Source organism: Saccharopolyspora terrae, assembly GCF_004348435.1.
GTDB lineage: Bacteria > Actinomycetota > Actinomycetes > Mycobacteriales > Pseudonocardiaceae > Saccharopolyspora > Saccharopolyspora endophytica.
On record NZ_SMKS01000080.1, the window covers coordinates 1 to 23475 of the forward strand.

21 protein-coding genes are annotated in these 23475 nt (G+C 69.1%); 11 read left to right on the plus strand and 10 right to left on the minus strand.

Features of this window, described 5'->3' with window-relative positions:
- The first annotated feature begins 101 nt into the window (after positions 1–101).
- Both E1181_RS27715 and E1181_RS27720 read left to right on the plus strand, forming a co-directional pair.
- Entirely contained in the window at positions 102–1664 is a 1563-nt protein-coding gene (locus E1181_RS27715; protein WP_408010795.1) for a sensor histidine kinase, read from the plus strand.
- The gene (locus E1181_RS27720; protein WP_132679284.1) at positions 1661–2344 is read left to right on the plus strand and encodes a response regulator; all 684 of its coding nucleotides are present in this window, start codon (positions 1661–1663) and stop codon (positions 2342–2344) included. The genes E1181_RS27715 and E1181_RS27720 overlap by 4 nt, the downstream gene beginning before the upstream one ends.
- A 158-nt stretch (positions 2345–2502) precedes the next feature.
- Here the strand turns inward: E1181_RS27720 and E1181_RS27725 are convergent, their stop codons facing one another.
- From E1181_RS27725 to E1181_RS27745, 5 genes are all read right to left on the minus strand, one after another.
- Complete coding sequence (locus E1181_RS27725; RefSeq protein WP_235877097.1) at positions 2503–3693, minus strand: cytochrome P450; 1191 nt, start codon at positions 3691–3693, stop codon at positions 2503–2505.
- Positions 3694–3704: 11 nt separating this feature from the next.
- Positions 3705–4298, minus strand: coding sequence for a GTP-binding protein (locus E1181_RS27730; protein ID WP_132679288.1), 594 nt, complete (start codon positions 4296–4298; stop codon positions 3705–3707).
- Positions 4279–4638: a DUF742 domain-containing protein gene (locus E1181_RS27735; RefSeq protein ID WP_132679289.1), complete on the minus strand. Its 360-nt coding sequence runs from the start codon at positions 4636–4638 to the stop codon at positions 4279–4281. Before E1181_RS27735 ends, E1181_RS27730 begins: the two co-directional genes overlap by 20 nt.
- Positions 4635–5039 carry a roadblock/LC7 domain-containing protein gene (locus E1181_RS27740; RefSeq protein ID WP_132679291.1) on the minus strand — a complete coding sequence of 135 codons (405 nt, stop codon included), beginning with the start codon at positions 5037–5039 and terminating at the stop codon, positions 4635–4637. Before E1181_RS27740 ends, E1181_RS27735 begins: the two co-directional genes overlap by 4 nt.
- A gap of 67 nt (positions 5040–5106) precedes the next feature.
- On the minus strand, positions 5107–6444 hold the full coding sequence (locus tag E1181_RS27745) for an ATP-binding protein (RefSeq protein WP_132679292.1): 1338 nt from the start codon (positions 6442–6444) through the stop codon (positions 5107–5109).
- Between the two features lie 384 nt (positions 6445–6828).
- On the opposite strand from E1181_RS27745, the gene E1181_RS27750 reads away from it, so the two are divergent.
- Together E1181_RS27750 and E1181_RS27755 are read left to right on the plus strand one after the other, a co-directional pair.
- Positions 6829–7650 (plus strand): SAM-dependent methyltransferase, encoded by an 822-nt coding sequence (locus E1181_RS27750; protein ID WP_132679294.1) that lies wholly within the window; start codon positions 6829–6831, stop codon positions 7648–7650.
- Positions 7651–7717: 67 nt separating this feature from the next.
- Positions 7718–8824: an acyltransferase family protein gene (locus E1181_RS27755; protein WP_132679295.1), complete on the plus strand. Its 1107-nt coding sequence runs from the start codon at positions 7718–7720 to the stop codon at positions 8822–8824.
- Here E1181_RS27755 and E1181_RS27760 read toward each other — a convergent pair.
- The 3 genes from E1181_RS27760 to E1181_RS27770 all read right to left on the minus strand — a co-directional run bounded on the left by E1181_RS27760 (position 8812) and on the right by E1181_RS27770 (position 12109).
- Positions 8812–10173, minus strand: coding sequence for a S28 family serine protease (locus tag E1181_RS27760; protein WP_132679297.1), 1362 nt, complete (start codon positions 10171–10173; stop codon positions 8812–8814). The genes E1181_RS27755 and E1181_RS27760 overlap by 13 nt on opposite strands.
- Before the next feature lie 152 nt (positions 10174–10325).
- Positions 10326–11261: a coiled-coil domain-containing protein gene (locus tag E1181_RS27765; protein ID WP_132679298.1), complete on the minus strand. Its 936-nt coding sequence runs from the start codon at positions 11259–11261 to the stop codon at positions 10326–10328.
- A 272-nt stretch (positions 11262–11533) separates the two neighbouring features.
- On the minus strand, positions 11534–12109 hold the full coding sequence (locus tag E1181_RS27770; RefSeq protein ID WP_132679299.1) for a TetR/AcrR family transcriptional regulator: 576 nt from the start codon (positions 12107–12109) through the stop codon (positions 11534–11536).
- A 526-nt stretch (positions 12110–12635) separates the two neighbouring features.
- Between E1181_RS27770 and E1181_RS27775 the strand changes: the two genes are divergently transcribed.
- The 3 genes from E1181_RS27775 (at position 12636) to E1181_RS27785 (ending at position 17402) form a co-directional block, all read left to right on the plus strand.
- Positions 12636–14129, plus strand: coding sequence for an aldehyde dehydrogenase family protein (locus E1181_RS27775; RefSeq protein ID WP_132679301.1), 1494 nt, complete (start codon positions 12636–12638; stop codon positions 14127–14129).
- Between the two features lie 156 nt (positions 14130–14285).
- On the plus strand, positions 14286–15830 hold the full coding sequence (locus tag E1181_RS27780; protein ID WP_132679302.1) for an APC family permease: 1545 nt from the start codon (positions 14286–14288) through the stop codon (positions 15828–15830).
- 18 nt (positions 15831–15848) lie between these two features.
- Positions 15849–17402, plus strand: coding sequence for a GMC family oxidoreductase (locus tag E1181_RS27785; RefSeq protein ID WP_132679304.1), 1554 nt, complete (start codon positions 15849–15851; stop codon positions 17400–17402).
- Positions 17403–17720: 318 nt separating this feature from the next.
- Here E1181_RS27785 and E1181_RS27790 read toward each other — a convergent pair whose 3' ends face one another.
- The gene (locus E1181_RS27790; RefSeq protein WP_132679306.1) at positions 17721–18278 is read right to left on the minus strand and encodes a helix-turn-helix domain-containing protein; all 558 of its coding nucleotides are present in this window, start codon (positions 18276–18278) and stop codon (positions 17721–17723) included.
- A gap of 51 nt (positions 18279–18329) precedes the next feature.
- On the opposite strand from E1181_RS27790, the gene E1181_RS27795 reads away from it, so the two are divergent.
- Positions 18330–19496 carry a benzoate/H(+) symporter BenE family transporter gene (locus tag E1181_RS27795; RefSeq protein WP_132679307.1) on the plus strand — a complete coding sequence of 389 codons (1167 nt, stop codon included), beginning with the start codon at positions 18330–18332 and terminating at the stop codon, positions 19494–19496.
- A 35-nt stretch (positions 19497–19531) separates the two neighbouring features.
- Here E1181_RS27795 and E1181_RS27800 read toward each other — a convergent pair whose 3' ends face one another.
- On the minus strand, positions 19532–20167 hold the full coding sequence (locus E1181_RS27800; RefSeq protein WP_132679309.1) for a cyclase: 636 nt from the start codon (positions 20165–20167) through the stop codon (positions 19532–19534).
- Between the two features lie 348 nt (positions 20168–20515).
- Between E1181_RS27800 and E1181_RS27805 the strand changes: the two genes are divergently transcribed.
- The 3 genes from E1181_RS27805 to E1181_RS27815 are packed head-to-tail and all read left to right on the plus strand — an operon-like array spanning position 20516 to position 23451.
- Positions 20516–21199, plus strand: coding sequence for an HAD family hydrolase (locus E1181_RS27805; protein WP_132679311.1), 684 nt, complete (start codon positions 20516–20518; stop codon positions 21197–21199).
- On the plus strand, positions 21196–22233 hold the full coding sequence (locus tag E1181_RS27810) for a phosphotransferase family protein (RefSeq protein WP_408010804.1): 1038 nt from the start codon (positions 21196–21198) through the stop codon (positions 22231–22233). The genes E1181_RS27805 and E1181_RS27810 overlap by 4 nt, the downstream gene beginning before the upstream one ends.
- Positions 22234–22236: 3 nt before the next feature.
- Positions 22237–23451 (plus strand): acyl-CoA dehydrogenase family protein, encoded by a 1215-nt coding sequence (locus E1181_RS27815; protein WP_132679313.1) that lies wholly within the window; start codon positions 22237–22239, stop codon positions 23449–23451.
- Positions 23452–23475: the final 24 nt, after the last annotated feature.

A 23475-nucleotide genomic window follows, 5' to 3' on the forward strand; every position in this document is an offset into this window, starting at 1 on the left:
GGGTTCGGGTGGGGTTGATTGTGCGGTTTCGTCCGTTGTGACCAGGTGCTTTGCGGAGGTCGTGCGGCGAGCGGTTAACGTTCCCGGCGAGGAGGTGCGCGGTGTTGCGTGTGCAGGGGAGTTTGTCCCGGCAGCTGCTGAGCTGGCAGTTGCTGATCATCCTCGTGCTGCTCGGCACCGTCGCCGTGTACTCCGTCGCCCAGAGCGACGTCGCGTTCCGGGCCAGCGAGGGGCGCAAGATGCTCTCGGTCGCCGAGGACCTGGCGGCCACCGAAACCGTCCGGGCGAGCCTGGCCGACCCCTACCGGAGGGACGCGCTCCCGATCCTCGCCGAGAGCGCGCGCAGCCTGTCCGGGGCCGACCAGGTGATCATCGCCGACGCCCGCGGCAAGGTGCTGACCTCGCCCGATCCGGGTCAGCGCGGGCAGCCGCTGCCGCTGGGCGAGTCGAGCGTGCTGCGCGGTTCGGCGTGGGTCGGCGAGGTCTCCGCGGACGGCACCGACACACTCGTGGCGCACGTTCCGGTCATCGCCAACGACGCGCGGCTCGTCGGCGTCGTCGCGGCCGGCCGCAACACCCCCGACCTGCTGCAGGGGCTGCGCGAAGCCCCGGAGAACCCCCTCGCCCTGCTGGCCTTCGCCGCGTTCCTGGGCATCGCCGGGTCGGTGCTGCTGGCCCGGCGGGTCAAGCGCCAGACGCTGGGGCTGGAGCCGCAGGAGATCACCCGGCTCGTCGAGCACCGCGAAGCGCTGCTGCACGGGGTGCGCGAGGGCGTGGTCGGCGTGGACGAGCAGAACCGGATCACGCTGGTCAACGACCAGGCGCTGCGCCTGCTGTCGCTGCCGCAGGACTGCCTCGGCCACGACATCGATTCCCTCGAGCTCGGCGACCGCGCCCGCGACGTGCTCACCGGGCGGTCCGACGGCGTGGACCAGATCGTGCTGCGCAAGGGCCGGGTCGTGGTGCTCAACCGGATGCCGATCTCCACCGTCGGCGCGGTGGTGACCATGCGCGACCGCACCGAACTGGTCGACCTGCAGCGCGAGCTCGCCGTCCACCGCGACACCACCGACACGCTGCGCGCCCAGGCCCACGAGTTCTCCAACCGCCTGCACACCATCTCCGGGCTGGTGGAGCTCGGCGAGTACGACGAGCTGCAGCGCTACGTGCAGCGCATCAGCCACCACAGCGAGCAGTGGCACGCCGAGGTCACCGCCCGCGTGCAGGATCCGGCCACGGCCGCGCTGCTGATCGCCAAGTCGAGCCTGGCCGCCGAGCGCGGCGTGGGGCTGCGGCTCAACGAGGGCGGGTTCCTCGGCGAGATCGACGAGGAGCTGTCCGCCGACGTGGTGACCGTGCTCGGCAACTTCATCGACAACGCCCTCGACGCGCTGGAGTCCACGCGCGACGCGTGGATCGAGGTGGAGCTGCGGCAGAGCGACGAGATCACCGTCGTGGTGCGCGATTCCGGCCCGGGCGTGGCTCCGGAGATCGTCGAGGAGGTGTTCCGGCACGGCTTCACCACCAAGGCCGCGCGCGGTGGTGAGCGCGGGCTGGGCCTGGCGCTGACCAGGCAGATCTGCCGCAGGCGCGGCGGATCGGTGGAGGTGCACAACGCCGACGGCGCGGTGTTCACCGCGCGGCTGCCGTGGGAGGGAGCATGATCAGAGTTCTGGTGGTCGACGACGACTTCATGGTCGCCAAGGTCCACAGCGGGTACGTCTCGCGGGTGGACGGCTTCGAGGTCGTCGGCGTCGCGCACACCGGGGCCGACGCGGTCGTCGCCGCCGACGAGCTGCGCCCGGACCTGGTGCTGCTGGACATCTACCTGCCCGACATCGACGGCATGTCGGTGCTGCGCCAGCTGCGCGGACGTCCGTCCGCCGACCCGGACGTCATCGTGATCACCGCTGCGCGCGACCTGGACACCGTCCGGGGCGCGATCCACGGCGGCGCGCTGCACTACCTGATCAAACCGTTCAGCTACGAGGCCCTGCGGGAACGCCTGGAGAGCTTCCGGTCGCTGCACCGCGCCCTCGCCGACCTCCCCGGCGACGCGCCCACCGCCCAGCAGGACGTCGACCGCCTCTTCGGCACCCGCACCCGGAGCGCCACGCCGCCGAAGGGGCTCTCCTCCGAAACCTCGCGCGTGGTCGAGAACATCCTCCGCGAGCGCTCCGCCGCCGGCGGCGACCTCTCCGCCACCGAGTGCGCCGACGCCACCGAGATCTCCAGGGTCAGCGCTCGCAAGTACCTGGAGCACTTCGTCGAGTCCGGCCGAGCCGAAGTGCGCCTCCGCTACGGAGGAACAGGCCGCCCAGAACGCCGCTACCGCTGGCTCTGACACCCCACCGAGGTCACCGATTTCAGTGGAATTCCGGTCCCTGGTTTCCACTGAAATCGGGTACCGGACTTCCGCTGAAACCCGGTACCCGACTTCCACTGAAATCGGGTGGCGGAGTTCCACTGAAATCGGGGACTCCGGTCGGGGACGGGTTTCGTCTAGTGGGCGGAGAAGGTGACCGGGAGGGAGGTGAGGCCTCGCATCAGGACTGAGGGGCGCCAGGTGAGGTCTTCCGGGTGGACGCCCAGGTTCGTGTCCGGGAGGCGGTCGAGGAGGACCTCGATGCCCGTGGTGGTGATGGTCCGGGCGATCTCCTGGGCCGGGTAGGGGCAGCCGTGCTCACCGTGGCTGAACGACAGGTGCGCGTGGTTGCCGGTGGCGCCCTCGTGGCCGTGCGGCCGGACCTGCGGATCGGCGTTGGCCGCCGCCAGCCCCAGGACCAGCAGATCTCCCTCCCGGATGGGTTTCCCGCCGAGCTGGATGTCCTGAGTCGCCCAGCGGCCCACGTGGTTCTGGATCGGGGTGTCCTCCCACAGGACCTCGTTGAGCGCGTGCCCGACGCTGCTGCGCCCGCCCGCGAGGTCGACGGCGAAGCGGCGTTCGGTGAGCATCAGCCGCAGCGCGTTGCCCATCCAGTCCGATGTGGTCAGGTGCGCCTTGCCGAGGGTGATGAACAGGTCCGCGGCGATCTCGTCCTCGGTGAAGCCGATCGGGTGCTTCACCAGGTGGGACACCAGGTCGCCGGTCGGTCTCGCGCGTCGCTCGCGGACCAGCCGCAGCATGCGGGCGACCGTGCGCTCGTGCGCGCGCACCGCTTCCTCGCCCTCCTGCCCGGACAGCGCGACGTCGTGGGTGAGCATCGGGGCCTCGTCGTCAGCGAGCCCGTAGATCTTGGCCATCGCCAGCAGCGGGATCTGGTGGGTGTACTCCACGACGAGGTCGGCGAAGCCGCGACCGGCGAACCGGTCGATCAGGGTGTCGCAGATCCGCTCCACCGCCGCGGCGAGCTCGAACGAGTCCACTGTGTCCAGTGCTTCGCGCACGACGGCGCCGCGCGTGCGGTGCTCCTCGACGTCGGCCAGCAGCGCCGACGGCCGGGGTTCGACGTAGGCGCGCAGCGACCAGTTCTCCGGGACGATGTGCCAGCGGTTCCAGCGCCGCGGATCACGGCCGAACAGCTCGGGATTACCCACCACGTAGTGCAGTTCGCGGTATCCGAGCACGCACCAGGCCGGGACGCCGCCCTCCAGCTGCACGGGCGCCACCGGGCCGTGGTCGCGGCGCAGCTGCCGGTACACCGCGGCCGGGTCGCGGTGGAAACGCGCGCCGTAGAAGGGGGTCGTGCTCACGTGCGGGTCCATCACAGGCCCCGGGCCAGCGACATCTCGTGCAGGTGCTCCACCAGTCGCACCAGCACCTCCTGGCTGGACTCCCGGTCCCGGGCGTCGCAGTCGAGCATCGGCACCTCGTCGGGCAGGTCCAGCGCGTCGCGCACCTGCTCCAGACCGTGCTTGGGAACGCCGAAGTTGTTGCGCGCCACCACGAACGGCGTTCCCTGCTCCTCCAGCCGGTCGATGGCGTACCAGCAGTCGGCGATGCGGCGGGAGTCCACCAGCACGACCGCGCCGAGGCAGCCGCTGAACAGCTGGTCCCAGATGAACCAGAACCGCTCCTGCCCGGGCGCGCCGAACAGGTACAGCACCATCCGCTCGTTGAGCGTGATGCGGCCGAAGTCGAACGCCACCGTCGTGGTGGTCTTGGCGCCCACACCGGCGGTGGAGTCCACGCCGACGCTGGCGGTGGTCATGGTCTCCTCGGTGTTCAGCGGCCGGATCTCGCTGACCGAGCGGACCATGGTGGTCTTGCCGACCGCGAAGCCGCCGATGATGACGATCTTCAAACCGTCGGACGCGGTGCGCCGCAACGGTATTCGGTCAGATGTTGCGAAGTCCAACGAGCACCTGCTTGAGGAAATCGGGAGTCGGGATCTCCGACGGGTCGCGCCGGGCGGAGGGGTGCCGTGCGGTGATCTTGCCCATCGCGTGGAGATCGCCGAGCAGGATGCGCACGACGCTCACCGGGAGCCGGAGTTCGGCGGAGAGCTCGACCACCGCGATCGGTTCGCGGCTGAGCCGCAGGATGGCGGCGTGCTCCGACTGCATGCCCGGGGTCGCTTCGCCCTCGGCGACCACCAGGGTCACCGAGTCGAAGGCGTCGTCGGCGGGACGGGTGCGGCCGCCGGTGACGATGTAGAGCCGGTCCGGGTTCTCGTCGTCGAGCAGCCGCCTGGTCATGAGACCTCGACCCTGTTGGGACTCCGCAGGTGCTCGCCGATCTGCTCGACGAGCTCGTTCATGTTGTGGCCGACGATGCCCACGTCGGTCTCGTCGGAGGCCAGCACCGCCAGGTGAGCGCCGAACCCGGCCTCGACGATGCACAGGACGCCGCCGTAGAACTCGGTCATGGACTGGCGCACTCCCCCGCTGCCGTCGCCGAACTCCACCGACGCGCCGTAGGACAGGCTCTGGATCCCCGAGGCGATGGCCGAGAGCTGGTCGGCCTGGTCGGCGCTCAACCCGGCGGTGTGGCAGAGCTTGAGGCCGTCCTTGGACAGCACCAGCGCGTGTCTGCTGCCGGGGGTGTTCTGCAGCAGGTTCTCCAGCATCCAGTCGAGCTCGCGGGTGTCGATGGTCATCGCGGTTGCGGGACGGCGGGCGGGGTGACCCGCTGTCCCACACCTCCAATCGAGGTCTTCGGGGGCATCATCGGGGTTGTTCGTCCGAAGTGGACGAGTCGTCGCGGCGGGACTTGGAGAACGCGCCGAAGCGCGCGCCCGCGTCCGACCGCTTGCCCTCGGCCTGCCTGGGGGCGGGGGCCGAGCGCACTGAGGCGAGGGTTCGTCCCCGGCGTCGCTTGGGGAGCTCGCCGGGTTCGGTCGATTCGGTCTCGGTGTCGGCGTGGACGTCGAGGGTCGGCTTGGCCGGCTCCTCCGCGTGGGGCTCGGCGTCCTGGCGCGGCTGGGTGATCAGCTTCTGCGGGATCATCACGACCACGCCGGTCCCACCGCGCGCCGAAGCGCGGAAGGACACCGACAGCTCGTGCTTGCGGGCCAGGCAGCCGACCACGGCCAGGCCGAGTCGGCTGCCGGAGATCTCGGCGAGGTCCAGCGGGGTCTCGGACACCGCCTGCTCCGCGCGGGCCAGCGCGGTGTCGCTCATCGCCAGTCCGCTGTCCTCGACGGTGACGACCACACCGCTGTGCACCTCTTCGACGTAGACGTGCACCTCCTCGGTGGGCGGCGAGAACTTGGTGGCGTTGTCCATGATCTCGGCCAGCGCGTGCATCACGCCCTCGGCCGCGTAGCCGACGACGGCGACGGTGCTGGTGGAGTGCAACCGGATTCGCTGGTAGGAGCTGATCCGGCCCATCGCGCCGCGCAGGACGCTCTCGATCACGATCGGTTTGGTCCAGCGCCTGCCGCTGCGCGCTCCGGTGAGCACCGCGATGCTGTCGGCGAGCCGACCGGCCTGCGCGGTGCTGTGGTCGAGCTTGAGCAGGTCGGCGAGAACGCCTTCGGAGTCGTGCTTGCCCTCCATCTCGCGGAGGTCGGCGAGCATCCCGGTGGCCAGCGCTTGAACGCGGCCCGCGGCGTTGGCGCACGTCGACAGCGCGGCGGCGCGCATCTTCTCGCTGGTGGCCAGCTCTTTGGTCATGGCCTTGATGACGCGCCGGTGGGGAACGCTGAAGTCCTGCTTGTGCTCCTTGACCGCCTCCTCGGCGGTGGCTCCGGCGCGCAGCTGCCGGGCCACGCCGGGCAGGGCCTCGCCGGCCAGCCGCACCATGTCGCTGTTCATCCTCGCCGCGGCGAGGCGGTAGTGCCGGGTCATCTGCACGCCGCGCACGGTCCCGGCGACGGCGACCGAGAGCGCGAGGACGAGCAGCGCGCCGATCACGGTGACGTATCCCGCGCCCGCGGGGACTTGGAGGACGGCCCAGAGGAAGATCGCGCCGGAGATGATGAGGGTGAGCACGAACGCGACGACAGCCGGAATCCGGTAAGGGAACTCTCCGTGCGGTTGCAGCTGGGTGTCGGTCGACATCAACGGTTCCTCATCGCCGGATGCGGGGTCGGGCTCGCTTTGGGCACGTTGGTACGCGACGCAGATAGTAACGGAGAGCATACAGCCGATGACTCTCTTTTGGGTGATACTTGCCTCACTGTGGCAACCAGCTCCTCATTCGATCTTCATCCGGAGCCGACCCTGCCGGTTACGCGCGTAGTTTTTTCGGTTTTTTTACAAAAGTGGAGACGCTTTTTCACTCGCCCCGGAACTCCTGCGCCGCCATTCGCAGATCTTTCGCACTACTCCATAGAGGTGACGCTGCGTCACTGCGCTGCGGATTTTTCACCTGATCAGGGCGGGCGCTGATCACTACGCTACGCAGCAGCAAAGTCACTCGCAGACACATTGGCGGACCGACCGATGATCACCAGGACCCTCGACCTGGACCGTCCGAGCGACGCGCGTGTGCACGACTACATGCTCGGCGGCGGCAGCAACTTCGCCGCCGACCGCGCGCTGGCCCGGCGCATCCTCGCCAAGGCGCCCTACGCCAGGCTGGAAGCCCTGGCCGCGCGCAACTGCCTGCGGCGCATGATGCGCACCTGCCTCGACCAGGGCATCCGGCAGTTCCTGGACCTCGGCTCGGGCATCCCCATCGCCGGCAGCCCGCACGAGATCGCCGCCGCGGCCGACCCCGCCGCGCGGGTGGTCTACGTCGACAACGAGCAGATCGCCGCCACCCAGGGGAAGCTGCTGCTCACCGGGAGCGAGACCGCGGCGATGGTGCACGCCGACGTCCGCGATCCGGAATCCGTCCTGGCCGCCGAGGAGACGCGGCGGCTGCTGGACTTCGACCAGCCGGTGGCCGTGCTGATGCTCGGCGTGCTGCACCAGTTCGGCGGGCACCACCAGCCGGCCGAGGTCATCCGCCACTACACCGACGCGCTGGCCCCCGGCTCGCTGCTGGCGCTGTCGCACTTCACCGACGAGTTCGCGCCCACACCGGCGCACGACATCCTCACTGTCCTGCCCGACTGCTCGGCCCCGGCCATGCGCGACCGCGCCACCGTGCTGTCCTTCCTCGGAGACGCCGAGCCGCTGGAGCCCGGCGCGGTGCCGGTCGCCGACTGGCGGCCCGAACCGGGCGACGCCGACCTGCGCACGCCCGAGCCGCTGAGCTTCGCGCTGCTGGCCCGCACCGCAGCCACGCCCCCACCTCACCCGAACAGCTCAGGCATCTAGACTGTTCGCCCAGAATCACACTTCTACCAGCTGAGATTCCGGACGGACCGACCTTGAGGTAGCGAGCGTGCACGAACTGACCGCTACGCGCGCGGGCGCCGCCCCGCTGCGGAGCACCCGGAAAGTCAGCTGGGACGCCGTGCGCACCGGATGCGTGGTGCTGGTGATGATCTACCACGCGACCCACATGAGCCGCGTGACCCATCCCGAGCTCTCCCCGCGCACGCTCTTCTTCCCGTACCAGGTCGGCGCCAGCTTGCTGCTGGTGATCTCGGCCTACTTCGCGGCGGCCACCATCGGGCGCGGCAGCCTGCGACGCTACTGGTGGAAGCGGATGGCGCGCCTCCTGCCGCCCTTCGTCGGCTCGGTGCTGCTGATCTGGCTGGTCCTGCGCTTCCTGCGCCCGCCCGGCTGGGTGGAACCGAACGGGCGGGACCTCGTCGGACACCTGCTGATGCTGTGGAACTGGAAGCCGACCGTCTACGCCTTCCTGGACGGTTCACATTGGACGGTCCCGCTGCAACTGCTGGGATTCACCTTCGCCGCGGTGCTCTACGCCACCAAACTGGGCCACGGCAACAAGATCCTCTGGGTGCTGTGGACGGCGGTGCTGCTGCCGCTCGCGCAGTGGCACATCCGCACCTCCGGAGCACCGGAGACCTACCGGATGCTCGTGGACGGTTTCGGCGTGCACCGCTGGCACCTGTTCGTGGCCGGGGTGGCGATCTGGATGGCCTCCACCGGGCGCCTCTCGCGCGGGCACTTCGCGCTGCTGCTGGCGAGCTGCATGTTCGCCCAGGCCATGCACAACTACATCCGCCTGCCCGACGGTCAGCTCGACTGCGACTGGGGCTCCACCCTCGGCGTGTGGGCCGGACTGCTGGTGCTGACCCTGGTGGCGTGCGGCCCGGACTGGAAGCTGCCGCCGACGCTCGCGCGCGGTGTGACCTGGTTCGCCGGGATCTCCTACGGCGTGTTCCTCAGCCACCAGACCATCGGCTACGTCCTGCTGCACTACCTGGACACCAACGGCGTGCCGCCGCTGCTGCAGACGCTGGCGATGCTGGCCACCGGCACGGCCGTGGGCTGGGCGCTGACCAGAGCGGTCGAACGCCCGGCCCACGACTTCCTGATGCGCTTCTACGACCGGACGGCCGCGCGTCAGAGCGGGTGACGCTCCAGCGGCTGGTGGTCGATGCGGGTGCTGCGCAGCGCCGGGACGTCGACCCCGGCCCAGCGGCGGACGGTGGCCTCGGCCTCGGCGCGCTGGTCGGCGGGCAGCCCGGCGATCTTGGCGCCGTGGTTGGCGCCCGGCACCAGGTAGGAGTGCGAGTCGTCGCGGCCCGGTTCGAAGGGCTCGGCGCTCCACGGGTCGTTCTGGCCGTTGACGAACATCAGCTCCGAGCCCTGGCCGCGGACCCAGGTGTCGACCTCGCGCATCACGCCCGGCTCGAACTCCATGGGGATGTCCCGGGGCACCAGGTTGCGCGGCTGGCTGAGCTCGCGGTGGTGCAGCAGGTCGGCCAGCGGCTCGTCGGAGACGCCGGGCCAGCCCAGCTGGGTTCCCGCCTGGTAGTAGTACGGCGTGTAGGGCTCCATGCCCTGATCGGTGTAGAAGGCGAACTCGACGGTCTCGTCCAGGAACCGGTAGATCTCGTCGGCGCTCGCGGTGGGCGCCGGGACCTGCCCGCAGTCCTGCTGGCCGCGGTACTGCCAGAAGCTCCACGGCGCGTCGAGCACGACCAGCTCCAGGCCGCGATCGATGTCGCCGATGATCCGGTCGAAGGTCATCCCCTGCGAGTCGGCGAACGACTGGAACCTGGCGATCATCTCGGGCCTGCGGATCAGGGCCTCGCGCTGAACGGCGGTCAGCGCCTCCCGGCAGGCTGGATCGGTACCGACTGAAGAGAGGAACCGGTCGTAGGCGTCGCGATCGTTGTCCACATCGTTCGGTGCGACGTACGCAACGGTTCCGTCGACGTCGTCCGGGTAGAAGTGGCGGTGGTAGACCGCGGTCATCCCGCCCTTGCTCGCACCGGTGGTGATCCACTGCCGGTCGTAGATCCCGCGCAGCGCCGAGATGACCTCGTGCTCATCGGTGGCGGCCTGCCAGATGTCGAGATCGTTCCAGTCGGCGGGTTCCGGGCGCGACGGGGTGAAGAAGCGGTGCTCCAGGTTCACCTGGTTGCCGTCGACGAGCTGCGTCGGCTCGGTGCGGTTGGCGCTGGCCGGAAGGCCGTAGCCGGTGGTGTGGAGGACCGCGGGCCGACTGAGGTCGCGGTGCAGCAGGGTGAGGCGCTGCTCGAAGGAACCGGCGTCCGGGTGCCGATGATCGGCCGGCTGGGTGAAGGTCAGGTCGAACAACCGGAAACCCGGTTCGGTCGGCCGCTCCCCGACCACCGTCATGCCCGGCAGATCCTCCAGCCGCTGCGCGAGGTCGTCCGGCGGGGCGGCTCCCGCAGGCATCCCGACCAGCAACATCGCGCAGGACACGGCGATGGTTCCCCATCCTCGCCAGTTCATCCGACCTCCCGGTGAGCACCACGATCGGAGCAATCTAGCCAGCCGAGCGGATCACCGGGAAGCGCGAGGCGAGTTCTCGACACGTCCCCCGGACGCAGCAGCGGGCCACCCGCCGAACACCGGGCGGGCGGCCCACGTGCTGATGGGCCCGGTCAGACGGTGGCTTCCGCCTCCTGCGGCACCGTCTCCTCGTCGCGCTGCTTGGGAACCTCGACGTCCGCGTCTCCACTGTGGACGGTCTCGGCCACGTACGCGTCCGAAGCCTCGGTGTCGGAGCCGCTCTCGGTGGCCACCAGGAACGGCTCGGCGTTGCCCAGGATCCGCTGCGCGTTGCGCACCTGCTCAGCCAGCTGCTGGCGGGTCTTGTGCATCGTCGCCGAGTACTCGTCGGCGCGCAGGATCCTGCGCTCGCCCTCGGCCGTGGCCTCGCGGACGCGGCGCTGAGCTTCCTCGCGGCTGGCCTGCTCGCGCTCGGCGAGGATCCGCATGGCCTCGTCGCGGCGGGCGGACATGGAGGTCTCGAAGTCGTGCTCGACCTGGACGCGGCGCTCCTCGGCCTCCGCGTCGAGCTGCCTGCGCTGCTGCTCGGCCTCCTTGGCCATGGCCTGCACCTCGGCCCGGGTGCGCGCGATCAGCTCGTTGCGCTGCTGCTCGGACTGGCGGCGCCACTCATCGGCCTCGGAGACCAGCTTCTCGTAGCGGTTGCGCAGCTCGGCCGCGGCCTGCTCGGAGCGGGCCCACTCGTGCTCGGAGGCCGCCTGAGCGCTGGCCACGATCTCCTTGGCTTCGTCCTGGGCCAGCCGGACCATGCGGCGCATCCGGTCGGACAGCGCGTCCAGCGAGATCGGTTCCTGCGCCTGCGCGTCGAGCTCCTGCTTGAGCTCCTCGACCTGGGCGCGAGCCTGGTCGAGCTGCGCGGACAGTTCGTTGACCTGGCTTAACGCCGAATCCCTGTCCTCGGTGACCAGGCGCAGTTCGGCCTCGGTCTGCTGGATGTAGAACTTCACCTGCGAGCGACGGTATCCGTACCAGACGGTGTCGAAATCTGCCTTCAGCGGTACCAGTTCGCGGTCTTCGATGTGCCCCACGGTCTCACCCCACCTGAGTTGATCAAATTTGCTGGGAGCGAGCCACGCCCCGACGCGGCAAGTCCGTGCCCGCACCGGTGATTCATCCGTTGATGCGCCCGCCAGGTCAAAAACCGACGACTTCGACGACATCACCGACACCGATGCCACGGATCGCTATGCCTACATCTTCCTCGCAGACAGCATTGAGATCAACTGCCCTGATTCCAGTGCAATCCAACGGACATCCGATGTTGACCGTCCGGACACCCACCCTGAAATGCCTGTTGAAATCAGGTTTTCGCACCCGGTTGCAGCATCCGCCGAAAAGTCATCTCGATTTCGTCTCGGCTCGGCACCGATTCCCGGACGATCCCCTGCAGCTGCCAACCGCAGAACAGCACCGACAGGGCGCGGCCGGTCGCCTCGTCGGTGTAGGAGGCGAACAGCTCGGCCAACCACGTGTCCCACTCCTGGCTCACCTGACGCAAGGCCGGCTTGTGCAGCGCGGCGATGTAGAGCTGGTGCTCCACGGCCGTCTGCGCGCGGGCGGGCCCGAGGTAGTGCAGCACCAGGTCGGTCAGCGACTCGGCGAGGTCGTGGCCGGGCTCCAGGCCGGCGGCCCACTGCCGCATGTGCTCGACGTCGTCCTCGGCGGCCTGCCGCAGGGCGCTGGCGAGCAGGTCATCGAGGGTCGCGAAGTAGTAGGTGGTGGATCCGAGCGGGACACCCGCGGCAGCCGCCACGCTGCGGTGCGTGAGCTTCTCGACGCCGCGCTCGGCGACCACCTCGATCGCGGCGCGCGCGATGCGCTCGCGGCGGTCGGGGTCCTTGCGGCGAGCGGGCGGCGCGGGCTGGGTGCTCGACATTCGCTCGGTGTTCCTCCCCTGTCACAGCGCGTGAACGTTCTCCGGCATCCGGGTGGCGAACCGATTCGGGGGTGGGTTGATCGGCCCAGCATCCGGAGATCCAGCTTGCCACGTCCGCCCCGATCGCGATGCGGTCCACGTCACCGACCAGGCGTTTGACCAGTTCAACGCGCATTTTTCCACGAGTTCCACCGATCCTGAACACCAGATGATGTACAGATGTACATGCCTGGTGTTAGTGTCTTCTCCCGGCACCGCAGCCAATGGACGTGCGCGACGGAAAAATGCGTCGCGCGAATTGGACGAGAACGCGCCAGAGAGCCACCGAATGGACCACCAGGAGGTGAATTCGGAGACCGAATCGTGCCGATGAGAGGCACAATTCGGCGAATTGCTCCGCATCATCCGGTGCGGATTCGTGTGGCGATGAATCGGCGTCCGCCGCATTGTGAACCAGCCACCTCTCGCGAGGCGTGCTCACGATGGCCGCGAACGCGGACAAACGAGCGACAAACGGGGAAAAGCCATGCCGCAAGCAGACAATTCGGCAGCCACGCTGTTCATCGACGGCAAGTGGGTCCCGGCCGCCGACGGCCGCACCCGGCAGATCCACTGCCCCGCCGACGGAACGCTGGTCGCCACCGTCTCCGAGGGCGGAAGCGCCGAGGCCGAGCAGGCCATCGCCGCCGCGCGCCGGGTCTTCGACGAGGGCGTCTGGTCGACCAGCTCGGCCTGGGACCGGGGTGATCTGCTGCTGCGCGTCGCCGACATCCTCGTCCGCGACAAGGACGAGTTCGCCCGCGCCGAATCGCTCGACACCGGCAAGCGCCTGGTCGAGAGCGAGTACGACATGGACGACATCGCCGCGTGCTTCCGCTACTTCGGCAAGATCGCGGGCACCGACGCGGGCAGCCTCGTCGACACCGGCACCCCGGACGCCATCAGCCGCGTGCAGTACGAGCCCGTCGGCGTCTGCGGCATGATCACCCCCTGGAACTTCCCGCTGCTGCAGGTCGCCTGGAAGGTCGCGCCGGCCATCGCCGCGGGCGACACCTTCATCCTCAAGCCCAGCGAGCTGACCCCGGCCACCGCGATCCTGCTGATGCGCGCCCTGGAGGAAGCCGGGCTGCCCGCCGGCGTCGGGAACCTGGTGCTCGGCACCGGTGCCGAGGTCGGGTCGGTGCTGGCCGAGCACCCCGACGTCGACCTGATCTCGTTCACCGGGGGTCTGCACACCGGCCGCAAGATCTCCGCGATGGCCGCGCCGACGGTCAAGAAGGTCGCCCTGGAGCTCGGCGGCAAGAACCCCAACGTGGTCTTCGCCGACGCCGACTTCGACACCGCCGTGGACTTCGCGCTGACCGCGATCTTCCTGCACTCCGGCCAGGTCTGCTCCGCGGGCGCCCGGCTGATCGTGCAGGACGAGCTGCACGACGCGCTGGTCGACGAGATCGTGCGCCGCGCCGAGCAGATCCGCATCGGCGGGCCGTTCGACGACGACGCCGAGACCGGCCCGCTGATCTCCGCCGCGCACCTGCAGAAGGTCGACGACTACGTCTCCAAGTCGGTCGCCGAGGGCGCGGTGCTGCGCACCGGCGGCAAGCGCCCCGAGGGCGAGCGCTACGCCAACGGGCACTACTACCTGCCCACGGTTCTCGACGAGGTGAAGCAGGGAACCCACGCGGTCAACGAGGAATCGTTCGGCCCGGTGCTGACCGTCGAGCGGTTCACCGACGAGGACGACGCGATCCGCATCGCCAACGACACCCACTACGGCCTGGCGGGCGCGGTGTTCACCGGCGACCCGGCCAAGGCGCAGCGCGTGGCCAACCGGCTCCGGCACGGAACCGTGTGGATCAACGACTTCCACCCCTATCTCCCGCAGGCCGAGTGGGGTGGGTTCAAGCAGTCCGGCATCGGACGCGAACTCGGCCGGGCAGGGCTCGGCGAGTACCAGGAGGCCAAGCACGTCTACCAGAACCTGCGGCCCGGTCCGCAGAACTGGTTCTCCTCGAAGTAAGGAAGGAATCTTGTGTCCGGTGCGGTGGCCCGCGTGCCACCGCACCGCCCGCAAGTCCGTTGCGGGAAACGGGATTTCGCGCTAAGCAAACAACCAACCCGCGTCGTCACCCCTGCCATCCGGTGGGGGCGATCGGCCGGGGAAGGAGTTCGGGGCATGAGCGCGCCCACCAATCACGACGCCGAGCTCAACGAGTTCGGCTACACCAACAAGTTGAAGAGAAGCCTCGGCAGCTTCCACACCTTCGCCGCAGGCATCAGCTACATCTCGGTGCTCACCGGCGCCTTCCAACTGTCGTACTTCGGAATCGGTTTCGGCGGACCCGCCTACGTGTGGTCCTGGCCGATCGTGTTCCTGGGGCAGTTGCTGGTGGCGTTGAGTTTCGCCGAGCTGGCATCGCGTTACCCGATCGCCGGTTCCATCTACAACTGGGCCAAGAAGCTCGGTGGTCCCCACGTCGGTTGGCTGGCCGGCTGGATGATGCTGCTGGCGTCGATCGTGTCGATCTCGGCCACAGCGCTGGCCTACCAGAACACGCTGCCGCAGATCTGGGCCGGTTTCCAGCTGATCGGTGACGGCTCCGACGCCACGGACTCCGCGGTCAACGCGGTGCTGCTGGCGCTGGTGCTGATCCTGTTCACCACGCTGGTCAACGCCTACGGCGTGAAGCTGATGGCGCAGATCAACTCCACCGGTGTGTTCATCGAGCTGGCCGCAGCGGTGCTGCTGATCATCGCGCTGGCCCTGGTCGTGGTGAACCCGCCGACGATCATCCTCGACACCAACGGCACCGAGGCCGCCTACGGAGGCAGCTACCTGAGCGCCTTCCTGGTCGCCGGCATCGCCTCGTCCTACGTCATGTACGGCTTCGACACGGCCGCCTCGCTCGGCGAGGAGTCGATCGACCCGCACAAGAACGCGCCGCGCGCCATCCTGCGGGCGCTGATCGCCTCCTTCGTCCTCGGCGGCCTCATCCTGCTGTTCGGCATGATGGCCACCCGCGACTTCAGCGCCCCGGAGCTGGCCGAGTCCGGCCTGCAGTTCGTCCTCAGCGACGCGCTCGGCCCGTTCGTCGGCCGGCTGTTCCTGCTGGCGATCTTCGTGGCGATCACCGTGTGCGTGCTGGCCGTGCACACCGCCGCGATCCGCATCATGTTCGCCATGGCCCGCGACAACGCGCTGCCCGCCGGCAAGCTGCTGGCCCGGGTGAGCCCGCGGTTCCAGACGCCGGTCGCCCCCGCGGTGTTCATCGGTGTCGTCGCGGTCGTGCTGCTGCTGGTCAACATCGGTCAGCCGCAGATCTTCACCGCCATCACCTCGCTGGCGATCATCCTGATCTACATCTCCTACCTGCTGGTGACGATCCCGATGCTGGTCGCGCGCCTGCGCGGCAAGTGGAAGTCGACCAAGGAGGAGGGCCGCTTCAGCCTCGGCAAGCTCGGGCTGCCGATCAACGTCCTGGCCGTGCTGTGGGGCCTCGGGATGTCGATCAACCTCGCGTGGCCGCGCAAGGACGTCTACAACGCCGAGCCCCCGTACCACTGGTACCTGCAGTACAGCTCGGTGCTGTTCGTCGGGATCGCGGCCGTGGGCGGATTCGCCTACTACTGGTTCATCCAGCGGCACAAGGTGGGTGTGCTCGCCGACCACGCGGCGTCCGAGAAGGACACCGCAGGCGACGAGAAGACGTCCCTCGTCTGAGTTCTGAAAGGAATGACCATGACCGATCAGTTCGACTACGTCGTGGTGGGCGGCGGTAGCGCGGGTGCGGCGGTCGCGGCGCGGCTGTCGGAGGACCCCGGCACCACCGTGTGCCTGCTCGAAGCCGGCCCGTCCGACGTCGGCGACAGCAACATCCTCGAGCTCAAGAAGTGGATGGCGCTGCTGGAGTCCGGCTACGACTGGGACTACCTGATCGAGCCGCAGGAGAACGGCAACTCCTTCATGCGGCACGCCCGTGCCCGCGTGCTGGGCGGCTGCTCCTCGCACAACTCCTGCATCGCGTTCTGGGCACCGGCCGAGGACCTCGACGAGTGGGAGTCGATGGGCCTAACGGGCTGGGGCTCGAAGGACGTGTTCCCGCTGTACAAGCGGCTGGAGACCAACGACGGACCGGGCGATCACCACGGGCGCAGCGGCCCGGTGACCATCCGCTCGGTCCCGCCGAAGGACCCGACCGGTGCCGCGCTGCTGGAAGCCTGCGAGCAGCAGGGCATTCCGACCACCGAGTTCAACTCCGGCAAGACCGTCACCCACGGCGCCAACTGGTTCCAGATCAACGCCAAGCAGGACGGCACCCGTTCCTCCTCGTCGGTGTCCTACCTGCACCCGATCATGGACCGGCCGAACCTGGAGATCCGCACCAACGCCTGGGCCAAGAAGGTCACCTTCGACGGCACCCGCGCCACCGGTGTGGAGTACCTCAGCGACGACCTCATCCACTCGCGGACGATCACGGCCCGCAAGGAGGTCGTGCTGTCCACCGGCGCGATCGACACGCCGAAGTTGCTGATGCTCTCGGGCATCGGACCGGCCGAGCACCTGCGCGAGTTCGGCATCGACGTGCTGGTCGACTCCCCCGGCGTCGGCTCCACCCTGGAGGACCACCCCGAGGGCGTGATCAGCTGGGAGGCCAAGAAGCCGATGGTGGAGGACTCCACCCAGTGGTGGGAGATCGGCATCTTCACCCGGACCGAGGACGGCCTGGACCGGCCGGACCTGATGTTCCACTACGGTTCGGTGCCTTTCGACATGCACACCGTGCGGCAGGGCTACCCGACGTCGGAGAACTCCTTCTGCCTGACGCCGAACGTCACCCGCGCGCGCTCCACCGGAACGGTCCGGTTGCGCAGCAAGGACTTCCGGGACAAGGCCAAGGTGGACCCGAAGTACTTCACCGACCCGGACGGTCACGACATCCGCGTCATGACCGAGGGCATCAAGCTGGCCCGCAAGATCGTCGCGCAGTCGGCGATGCAGGAGTGGGCCGGTCAGGAGCTGTTCCCGGGCAAGGACGTGCAGACCGACGACGAGATCGCCGACTACATCAAGCGCACCCACAACACCGTCTACCACCCCGCCGGTTCGGTGAAGATGGGCGCCGAGGACGACAACTCGAAGCCGCTGGACCCGCGCCTTCGTGTCAAGGGCGTGCAGGGCCTGCGCGTCGCCGACGCCTCGGTGATGCCGTTCCTCGTGGCGGTGAACCCCAACATCACCACCATGGCCATCGGCGAGAAGTGCTCCGACATGCTCAAGCAGGACAACGCCTGAGCCGCAGCTGAGGCGGAGGCGGGTGTCCTCCCCCACCGAGGACACCCGCCTCACGCGCCGCACCCCGCCCCGAACGGGACGCGGCACGCGCCGCACCCGTTCCGAACGGAACGCGGCGTCCCCCAGGAAGTCCCTCCGGTCCCCCGTCCCGGAGGGACTTTCACTTCTCTCACCCGCTACCACCCTGACCAGGCACAACACGCCCGACCGCGGGGGACCCCACCGAATTTCGCGCGAAATTCGAATCCCGAAGTTCCGCCTCGAATTTCGCGCGAAATTCGACTCCCCCTCTTCCCGCCTCTGCCGCCTCGGGCTTCGTCAGGTCGGGTAGCGCATGACGAGGGTGGCCGTCGTGGCGTCTTCCGGGGCTTCGTAGACGTGCGGGACCGTGGCGTCGAAGCGGATGTAGTCGCCGGGGCCGAGGGTCTGCGGGTCCGATTCCGGTCCGGTGACGAGCGTTCCGGTGTGGACGTGCAGCTGCTCGATGACCCTGGGGTGGTGCGCCGGGGAGGTGTAGCGGGTGCCCGCGCGGACGTGCAGCCGGTAGATCTCCAGGCGAGTCCGGCCGTCGTCGACGCTGTCCAGCAGCTCGACGTCGGCGGCGTGGCCGGAGATCTCGGGCCCGGCCGAGCGGTGGACGTGGAGCGCTCCACCGTCTCGCGGCTCGGGTTCGGCGGCCAGGAGCCTGCCGAGGGAGAGGCCGAGCACCGCGGCGAGGGCGTAGAGGGTTTCCAGGGTCGGGTTCCGGTTGCCCGCTTCGAGTTCGGAGAGCGTGCCCTTGCCGATGCCGGCCTGCCTGGCCACCTCCGACAACGACAGGCCGCGACGGGTGCGGGCCGCGCGCAGGTTCTCCCCGACGAGCTTGACCGGTTCCACGGGCACCTCCTACCATCCCCGATCGTTCCATATACAGAACGGACGGGTCTCGTGCAGTTGCGTCAGCGGATCTCCGCCGCACCGGTCTCCACCTTGGTCGCCGGGGCCATCACCACCTTGGTCGGGGTGGTGAGCTCGGCCGCCATCGTCTTCGAGGCCGCGCGCACGCTGGGAGCCACACCCGCCGAGATCTCCTCGTGGATCCTGGCGCTGGGCATCGGCATCGGCGTCACCTCGATCGCGCTGTCGCTGCGCACCCGCGCGCCGATCGTGCTCGCCTGGTCCACACCGGGAGCCGCGCTGCTGGCGGCCAGCGGGCACGGGCTGTCGATGCCGGAGGCCGTCGGCGCGTTCCTGCTGGCCGCGGCGCTGTCGCTGCTGGTGGGCGTGACCGGGCTGTTCGAGCGGGCGGTGAACCTGATCCCGCCGGCGATCGCCGCCGCACTGCTGGGCGGTGTGCTGCTGCGGTTCGGGATCGATCTGTTCACCACGATGCGGGAGCAGTTCGCGCTGGTCGCGGCGATGCTCGTGGGCTACCTGCTGGGCAAGCGCTTCCTACCGCCCTACGCGGTACTGATCGCGCTGGTCATCGGCGTGGCCGGGACCGCGTTCGGGGGCAGCTTGCGGGCCGGTGACGTCGACCTGGCGCTGGCGACGCCGGTGTGGACGTGGCCGGGCTTCTCGGTGCACTCGGTGGTCGGCATCGCGATCCCGCTGTTCGTGATCACCATGACCTCGCAGAACCTGCCCGGCGTCGTGACGCTGCGGACCCACGGCTACACCACGCCGATCTCGCCTGTGCTGTCGTGGACCGGAGCGGTGAACGTGCTGCTGGCGCCGCTGGGGTGCTTCGGCATCAACCTGGCTGCGATCACCGCCGCTCTGGCCATGGGCGAGGAGGTCCACTCCGATCCCGGCCAGCGCTACAAGGCCGCGATCACCTCGGGCGCGTTGTACCTGGTCATCGCGGTGTTCGGTGCGACGCTGGCGAGCCTCATCGCGGCGTTCCCCGGTGCGTTGATCGCCGCGCTGGCCGGCATCGGCCTGCTGGACACGATCGGCGGTTCGATGGCCAAGGCCACCGCCGACACCGGGAGCCGCACCGCAGCGCTGATCGCCTTCCTGGTGACCGCTTCGGGCGTCACGGCGTTCGGCATCGCGTCGGTCTTCTGGGGCCTGATCGCCGGGATCGGCGCGCACCTGATCACCCGGAAGTAGTGGCGGGACGCCGTCGCGCCCCGCCACTCGCGGCGTCAGCCGATGGTCGTCGTGGTCAGCGTCGGGTTGGGGTTCGGGAAGCACGCCGACGGGACGTCGACGTCGCCGATGATCGAGGACACGACCGCCGTGAAGGTCAGGCCCGGGTCTTCGTAGCTGGTCCCCGCCAGCTTGGTCTCGATCGTGCCGGACTCACCCGCGGTGAGGTGCACGGTGATGGTGGGGAGCTCGAACTCGCTGCCACCGGCGATCGGGCCGTCGAGGTGCACCGTGGCGACGCCGTTCTCGACGTTGATGGTCGGCGGGTTCGGGCCCAGGTTCGAGCCACCGGCCAGTTCAGCCGAGACGTAGGTGGAGTTCGCCGGGATCGGGAGCTTCAGGTCGAAACCGCCGACCTCCTTGACGGTGTTGCCGTTGACCTCGCCCGGGATGGTGTTCACGGCCGGGTCGACGACGACGTCGAAAGCCGCTCCGGGAGCGACGGTCTCGGGAGCGGAGACATCGGTGCTCTGCTGCAGGGTGAACTGCTGGGCACCCGTCGGCGCATCGCCGTTGCAGTCGAAGTTGATGTCGAAGGGGGCCGCCACCGCCTGCGGGGCGACGGCGAGGGCTGCGGTTGCGGCGAAGGCGGCCGCGATGGCGGCGCGCTTTCCACTGAGGACGGACTTCATTGGCCTCTCCTGCACGATCGGTGGGAGTCGAAAAGTGCTGTCCGCGCGGCGAATTCGTAACCTACCCACGAGTAAATACCAGGTCAACGACGACGTTTTTGCCGGACTTACCACCTTTGACCCAGCGTCACCGAATTGGGCGAAACGAGTGTTCGCAACCGCCACCTCGACGAGCGCGACTGGCCTGACCAGCCCCGTTCGATCGGGATGAATCGGACGCCCGCTGACCCGCCGTGATCGCGCGACCTCCATCCGGGCGACCCCGACATCACCCCCGCGCACCGGCCCGACCTGCCCCTCCGAACTGGGGCTAGCGCGACATACCGTCTAGTCGGTACGGTCCTGTCCATGGGTTCCAGTGCTGTCGGCCCGACCGTCCGCGCGGTCGTCTTCGACTACGGAGGTGTGCTGACCACACCCACCCGCGACTCGATCAACGCCTGGTTGGCCGAGGAGCGGATCCGCCCGGAGCTGTTCTCCGCCGCGCTCAAGGAGTGGCTCTCCCGCAACGCGCCCGCGGGCACGCCCGTGCACCTGCTGGAAACCGGGGAGCTCGACGCCGACGGCTTCAACAAGGCCATGGCCGCCCGGCTGCGCACCCTCGACGATCAGCCCGTCGCGCCCGATGACCTGCTCGGACGCCTCTTCGCGCGAATGCGCCCCGAACCGGCCATGCTGGATCTGGTGCGAGGACTGCGCGAACGCGGAATCCGCACCGCACTGCTGTCCAACAGCTGGGGGAACATCGACGCCTACCCGTGGGAGCAGCTGACGGGCCTGTTCGAGTCCACCGTCCTCTCCGGCCAGGTCGGGCTGCGCAAGCCCGACCCGAGCATCTACCGGATGAGCCTGGACCAGCTCGGCCTGCCTGCCGAGCAGACCGCCTTCGTCGACGACGGCGCGCCCAACGTCGATGCCGCCCGCGCCCTGGGCATGCACGCCGTGCTCCACGCCGGCCCGGCGGAGACCCGAACCCGGCTGGCCGAACTGCTGCCGACCGGATCCGTACCGCAAGACGAGGAGATCAGGTGAACGCACCCGAGCCCGACGAGCTGCCCGGCCTCGACCTGCACAGGCTGCGGGCGTACCTCAACGTCGAGATGCCCGGCATGGTCACCGGCGAACTCACCGGCGAGCTGGTGCAGGGCGGCCGCTCGAACCTGACCTACATCGTCGGCGACGGCACCCGCGAGTGGGTCGTGCGCCGCCCACCGCTGGGCCACGTGCTGGCCACCGCGCACGACATGAGCCGCGAGCACCGGATGCTCACCGCCCTGGCCGACACCAGCGTGCCGGTGCCGCGCACCGAGCTGCTGTGCCAGGACGAGGAGGTGCTGGGCGCCCCGTTCTACGTCATGGAGTACATGCGCGGCACCGTCTTCCGCACCGCCGAGCAGACCGCGACGCTCGGCGAGCAGCAGCGCCAGGACCTGTCCTTCCAGCTCATGGACGTGCTCGCCGACCTGCACTCCATCGACCCGGCCTCGGTGGGGCTGGCCGAGTTCGGCCGCCCGGAGGGCTTCCTGGAACGCCAGGTGCGCCGGTGGACCAAGCAGCTCAAGGCCTCCCACAGCCGCGAGATCGAGGGCATCGACGAGCTGTCCCAGCGGCTGGCGGCCTCGGTGCCGACCAGCGGCCGCGTGGGCATCGTGCACGGCGACTACCGGCTGGACAACGTCATCGTCGGCGACGACCAGCGGATCAAGGCCGTGCTGGACTGGGAGATGGCCACCATCGGCGATCCGCTCACCGACCTCGGTCTGCTGGCGGTGTACTGGGAGGGCTTCAGCGGCCTGGAGAACAACCCGATCGCCAAGGGCGTCGGGCCGGAGCACGGGTTCCCCAGCGCCAAGCAGCTCTTCGCCCGCTACGCCGAGCGCAGCGAACTGGATCTGTCCGATGTGGACTGGTACCTGGCGTTCGGCTACTTCAAGATCGCTGTGATCCTGGAAGGCATCCACTACCGCTTCATCCACGACCAGACCGTCGGCGAGGGCTTCGAGCACGTCGGTGGCCTGGTCGCTCCGCTCGTCGCGCAGGGCCTGGCGACCCTCAAGGAGGCATGAGAGATGGATTTCGCGTTCGACGCACGAACCGAGGAGCTGCGCGGTCAGCTGCTGGAGTTCATGGACTCGCACATCTACCCGGCCGAGCCGGTGTTCGCCGAGCAGATGAACGAAGGACCTGATCGCTGGTCGGCGCACCCGCCGATCATGGAGGAGCTCAAGGCCGAAGCGCGCAAGCGCGGTCTGTGGAACCTCTTCCTGCCCGGTGAGCACGGTGCGGGGCTGACCAACCTGCAGTACGCGCCACTGGCGGAGATCATGGGCCGCTCCGGTCAGCTGGCCCCGGAGGCCACCAACTGCGCCGCACCCGACACCGGGAACATGGAGGTGCTGGCGCAGTTCGGCACCGACGCGCAGCGCAAGCAATGGCTCCAGCCGCTGCTCGACGGCGAGATCCGCTCGGCGTTCTGCATGACCGAGCCCGACGTCGCTTCCTCCGACGCGACCAACATCGGCACCCGCATCACCCGCGACGGCGACCACTACGTCATCAACGGGCGCAAGTGGTTCTCCTCCGGCGCGATGAGCCCGCGCTGCAAGATCCTGATCGTGATGGGCAAGACCGACCCGGACGCCGAGCGGCACCGCCAGCAGAGCCAGGTGCTGGTGCCCAAGGACACCCCGGGCGTCGAGGTCAAGCGGGGCATGCACGTCTTCGGCTACGACGACGCCGACCACGGCGGTCACGCCGAGATCGTGTTCAACGACGTCCGCGTGCCGGTGGACAACGTCATCTCCGGTGAGGGCGAGGGCTTCGCGATCGCCCAGGCCCGGCTCGGTCCCGGCCGCATCCACCACTGCATGCGCGCCATCGGCATGGCCGAGCGGGCGCTGGAGCTGATGTGCCGGCGCACCTCCGAGCGGGTCGCGTTCGGCAAGCCGCTGGCCGAGCAGGGCGTGGTGCAGCACTGGATCGCCGAGTCCCGGGTGAAGATCGAGCAGGCCCGGCTGCTGGTGCTCAAGACCGCGTGGCTGATGGACACCGTCGGCAACCAGGGCGCGCACACCGAGATCCAGTCCATCAAGGTCGCCGTTCCCGAGGTCGCCACCTGGGTCGTCGACCGCGCCATCCAGGCCCACGGCGGAGGCGGCGTCTCCCAGGAGTTCCCCCTGGCGGCGCTCTACGCCCACGCCCGGACCCTCCACCTGGTCGACGGTCCCGACGAGGTCCACCGCCGCTCCCTGGCCCGCCGCGAGCTCGGCAAGTACAAGAAGTAGTAACCCACCACCCCTTTCCCCCGT

Coding starts and splice junctions, on each gene's coding strand:
- E1181_RS27785 (WP_132679304.1), top strand. CDS start 15,849: ATGACCGATCAGTTCGACTACGTCGTGGTGGGCGGCGGTAGCGCGGGT.
- E1181_RS27770 (WP_132679299.1), bottom strand. CDS start 12,109: ATGTCGAGCACCCAGCCCGCGCCGCCCGCTCGCCGCAAGGACCCCGAC.
- E1181_RS27720 (WP_132679284.1), top strand. CDS start 1,661: ATGATCAGAGTTCTGGTGGTCGACGACGACTTCATGGTCGCCAAGGTC.
- E1181_RS27750 (WP_132679294.1), top strand. CDS start 6,829: ATGATCACCAGGACCCTCGACCTGGACCGTCCGAGCGACGCGCGTGTG.
- E1181_RS27745 (WP_132679292.1), bottom strand. CDS start 6,444: ATGTCGACCGACACCCAGCTGCAACCGCACGGAGAGTTCCCTTACCGG.
- E1181_RS27735 (WP_132679289.1), bottom strand. CDS start 4,638: ATGACCAGGCGGCTGCTCGACGACGAGAACCCGGACCGGCTCTACATC.
- E1181_RS27805 (WP_132679311.1), top strand. CDS start 20,516: ATGGGTTCCAGTGCTGTCGGCCCGACCGTCCGCGCGGTCGTCTTCGAC.
- E1181_RS27815 (WP_132679313.1), top strand. CDS start 22,237: ATGGATTTCGCGTTCGACGCACGAACCGAGGAGCTGCGCGGTCAGCTG.
- E1181_RS27740 (WP_132679291.1), bottom strand. CDS start 5,039: ATGACCATCGACACCCGCGAGCTCGACTGGATGCTGGAGAACCTGCTG.
- E1181_RS27760 (WP_132679297.1), bottom strand. CDS start 10,173: ATGAACTGGCGAGGATGGGGAACCATCGCCGTGTCCTGCGCGATGTTG.
- E1181_RS27775 (WP_132679301.1), top strand. CDS start 12,636: ATGCCGCAAGCAGACAATTCGGCAGCCACGCTGTTCATCGACGGCAAG.
- E1181_RS27800 (WP_132679309.1), bottom strand. CDS start 20,167: ATGAAGTCCGTCCTCAGTGGAAAGCGCGCCGCCATCGCGGCCGCCTTC.
- E1181_RS27780 (WP_132679302.1), top strand. CDS start 14,286: ATGAGCGCGCCCACCAATCACGACGCCGAGCTCAACGAGTTCGGCTAC.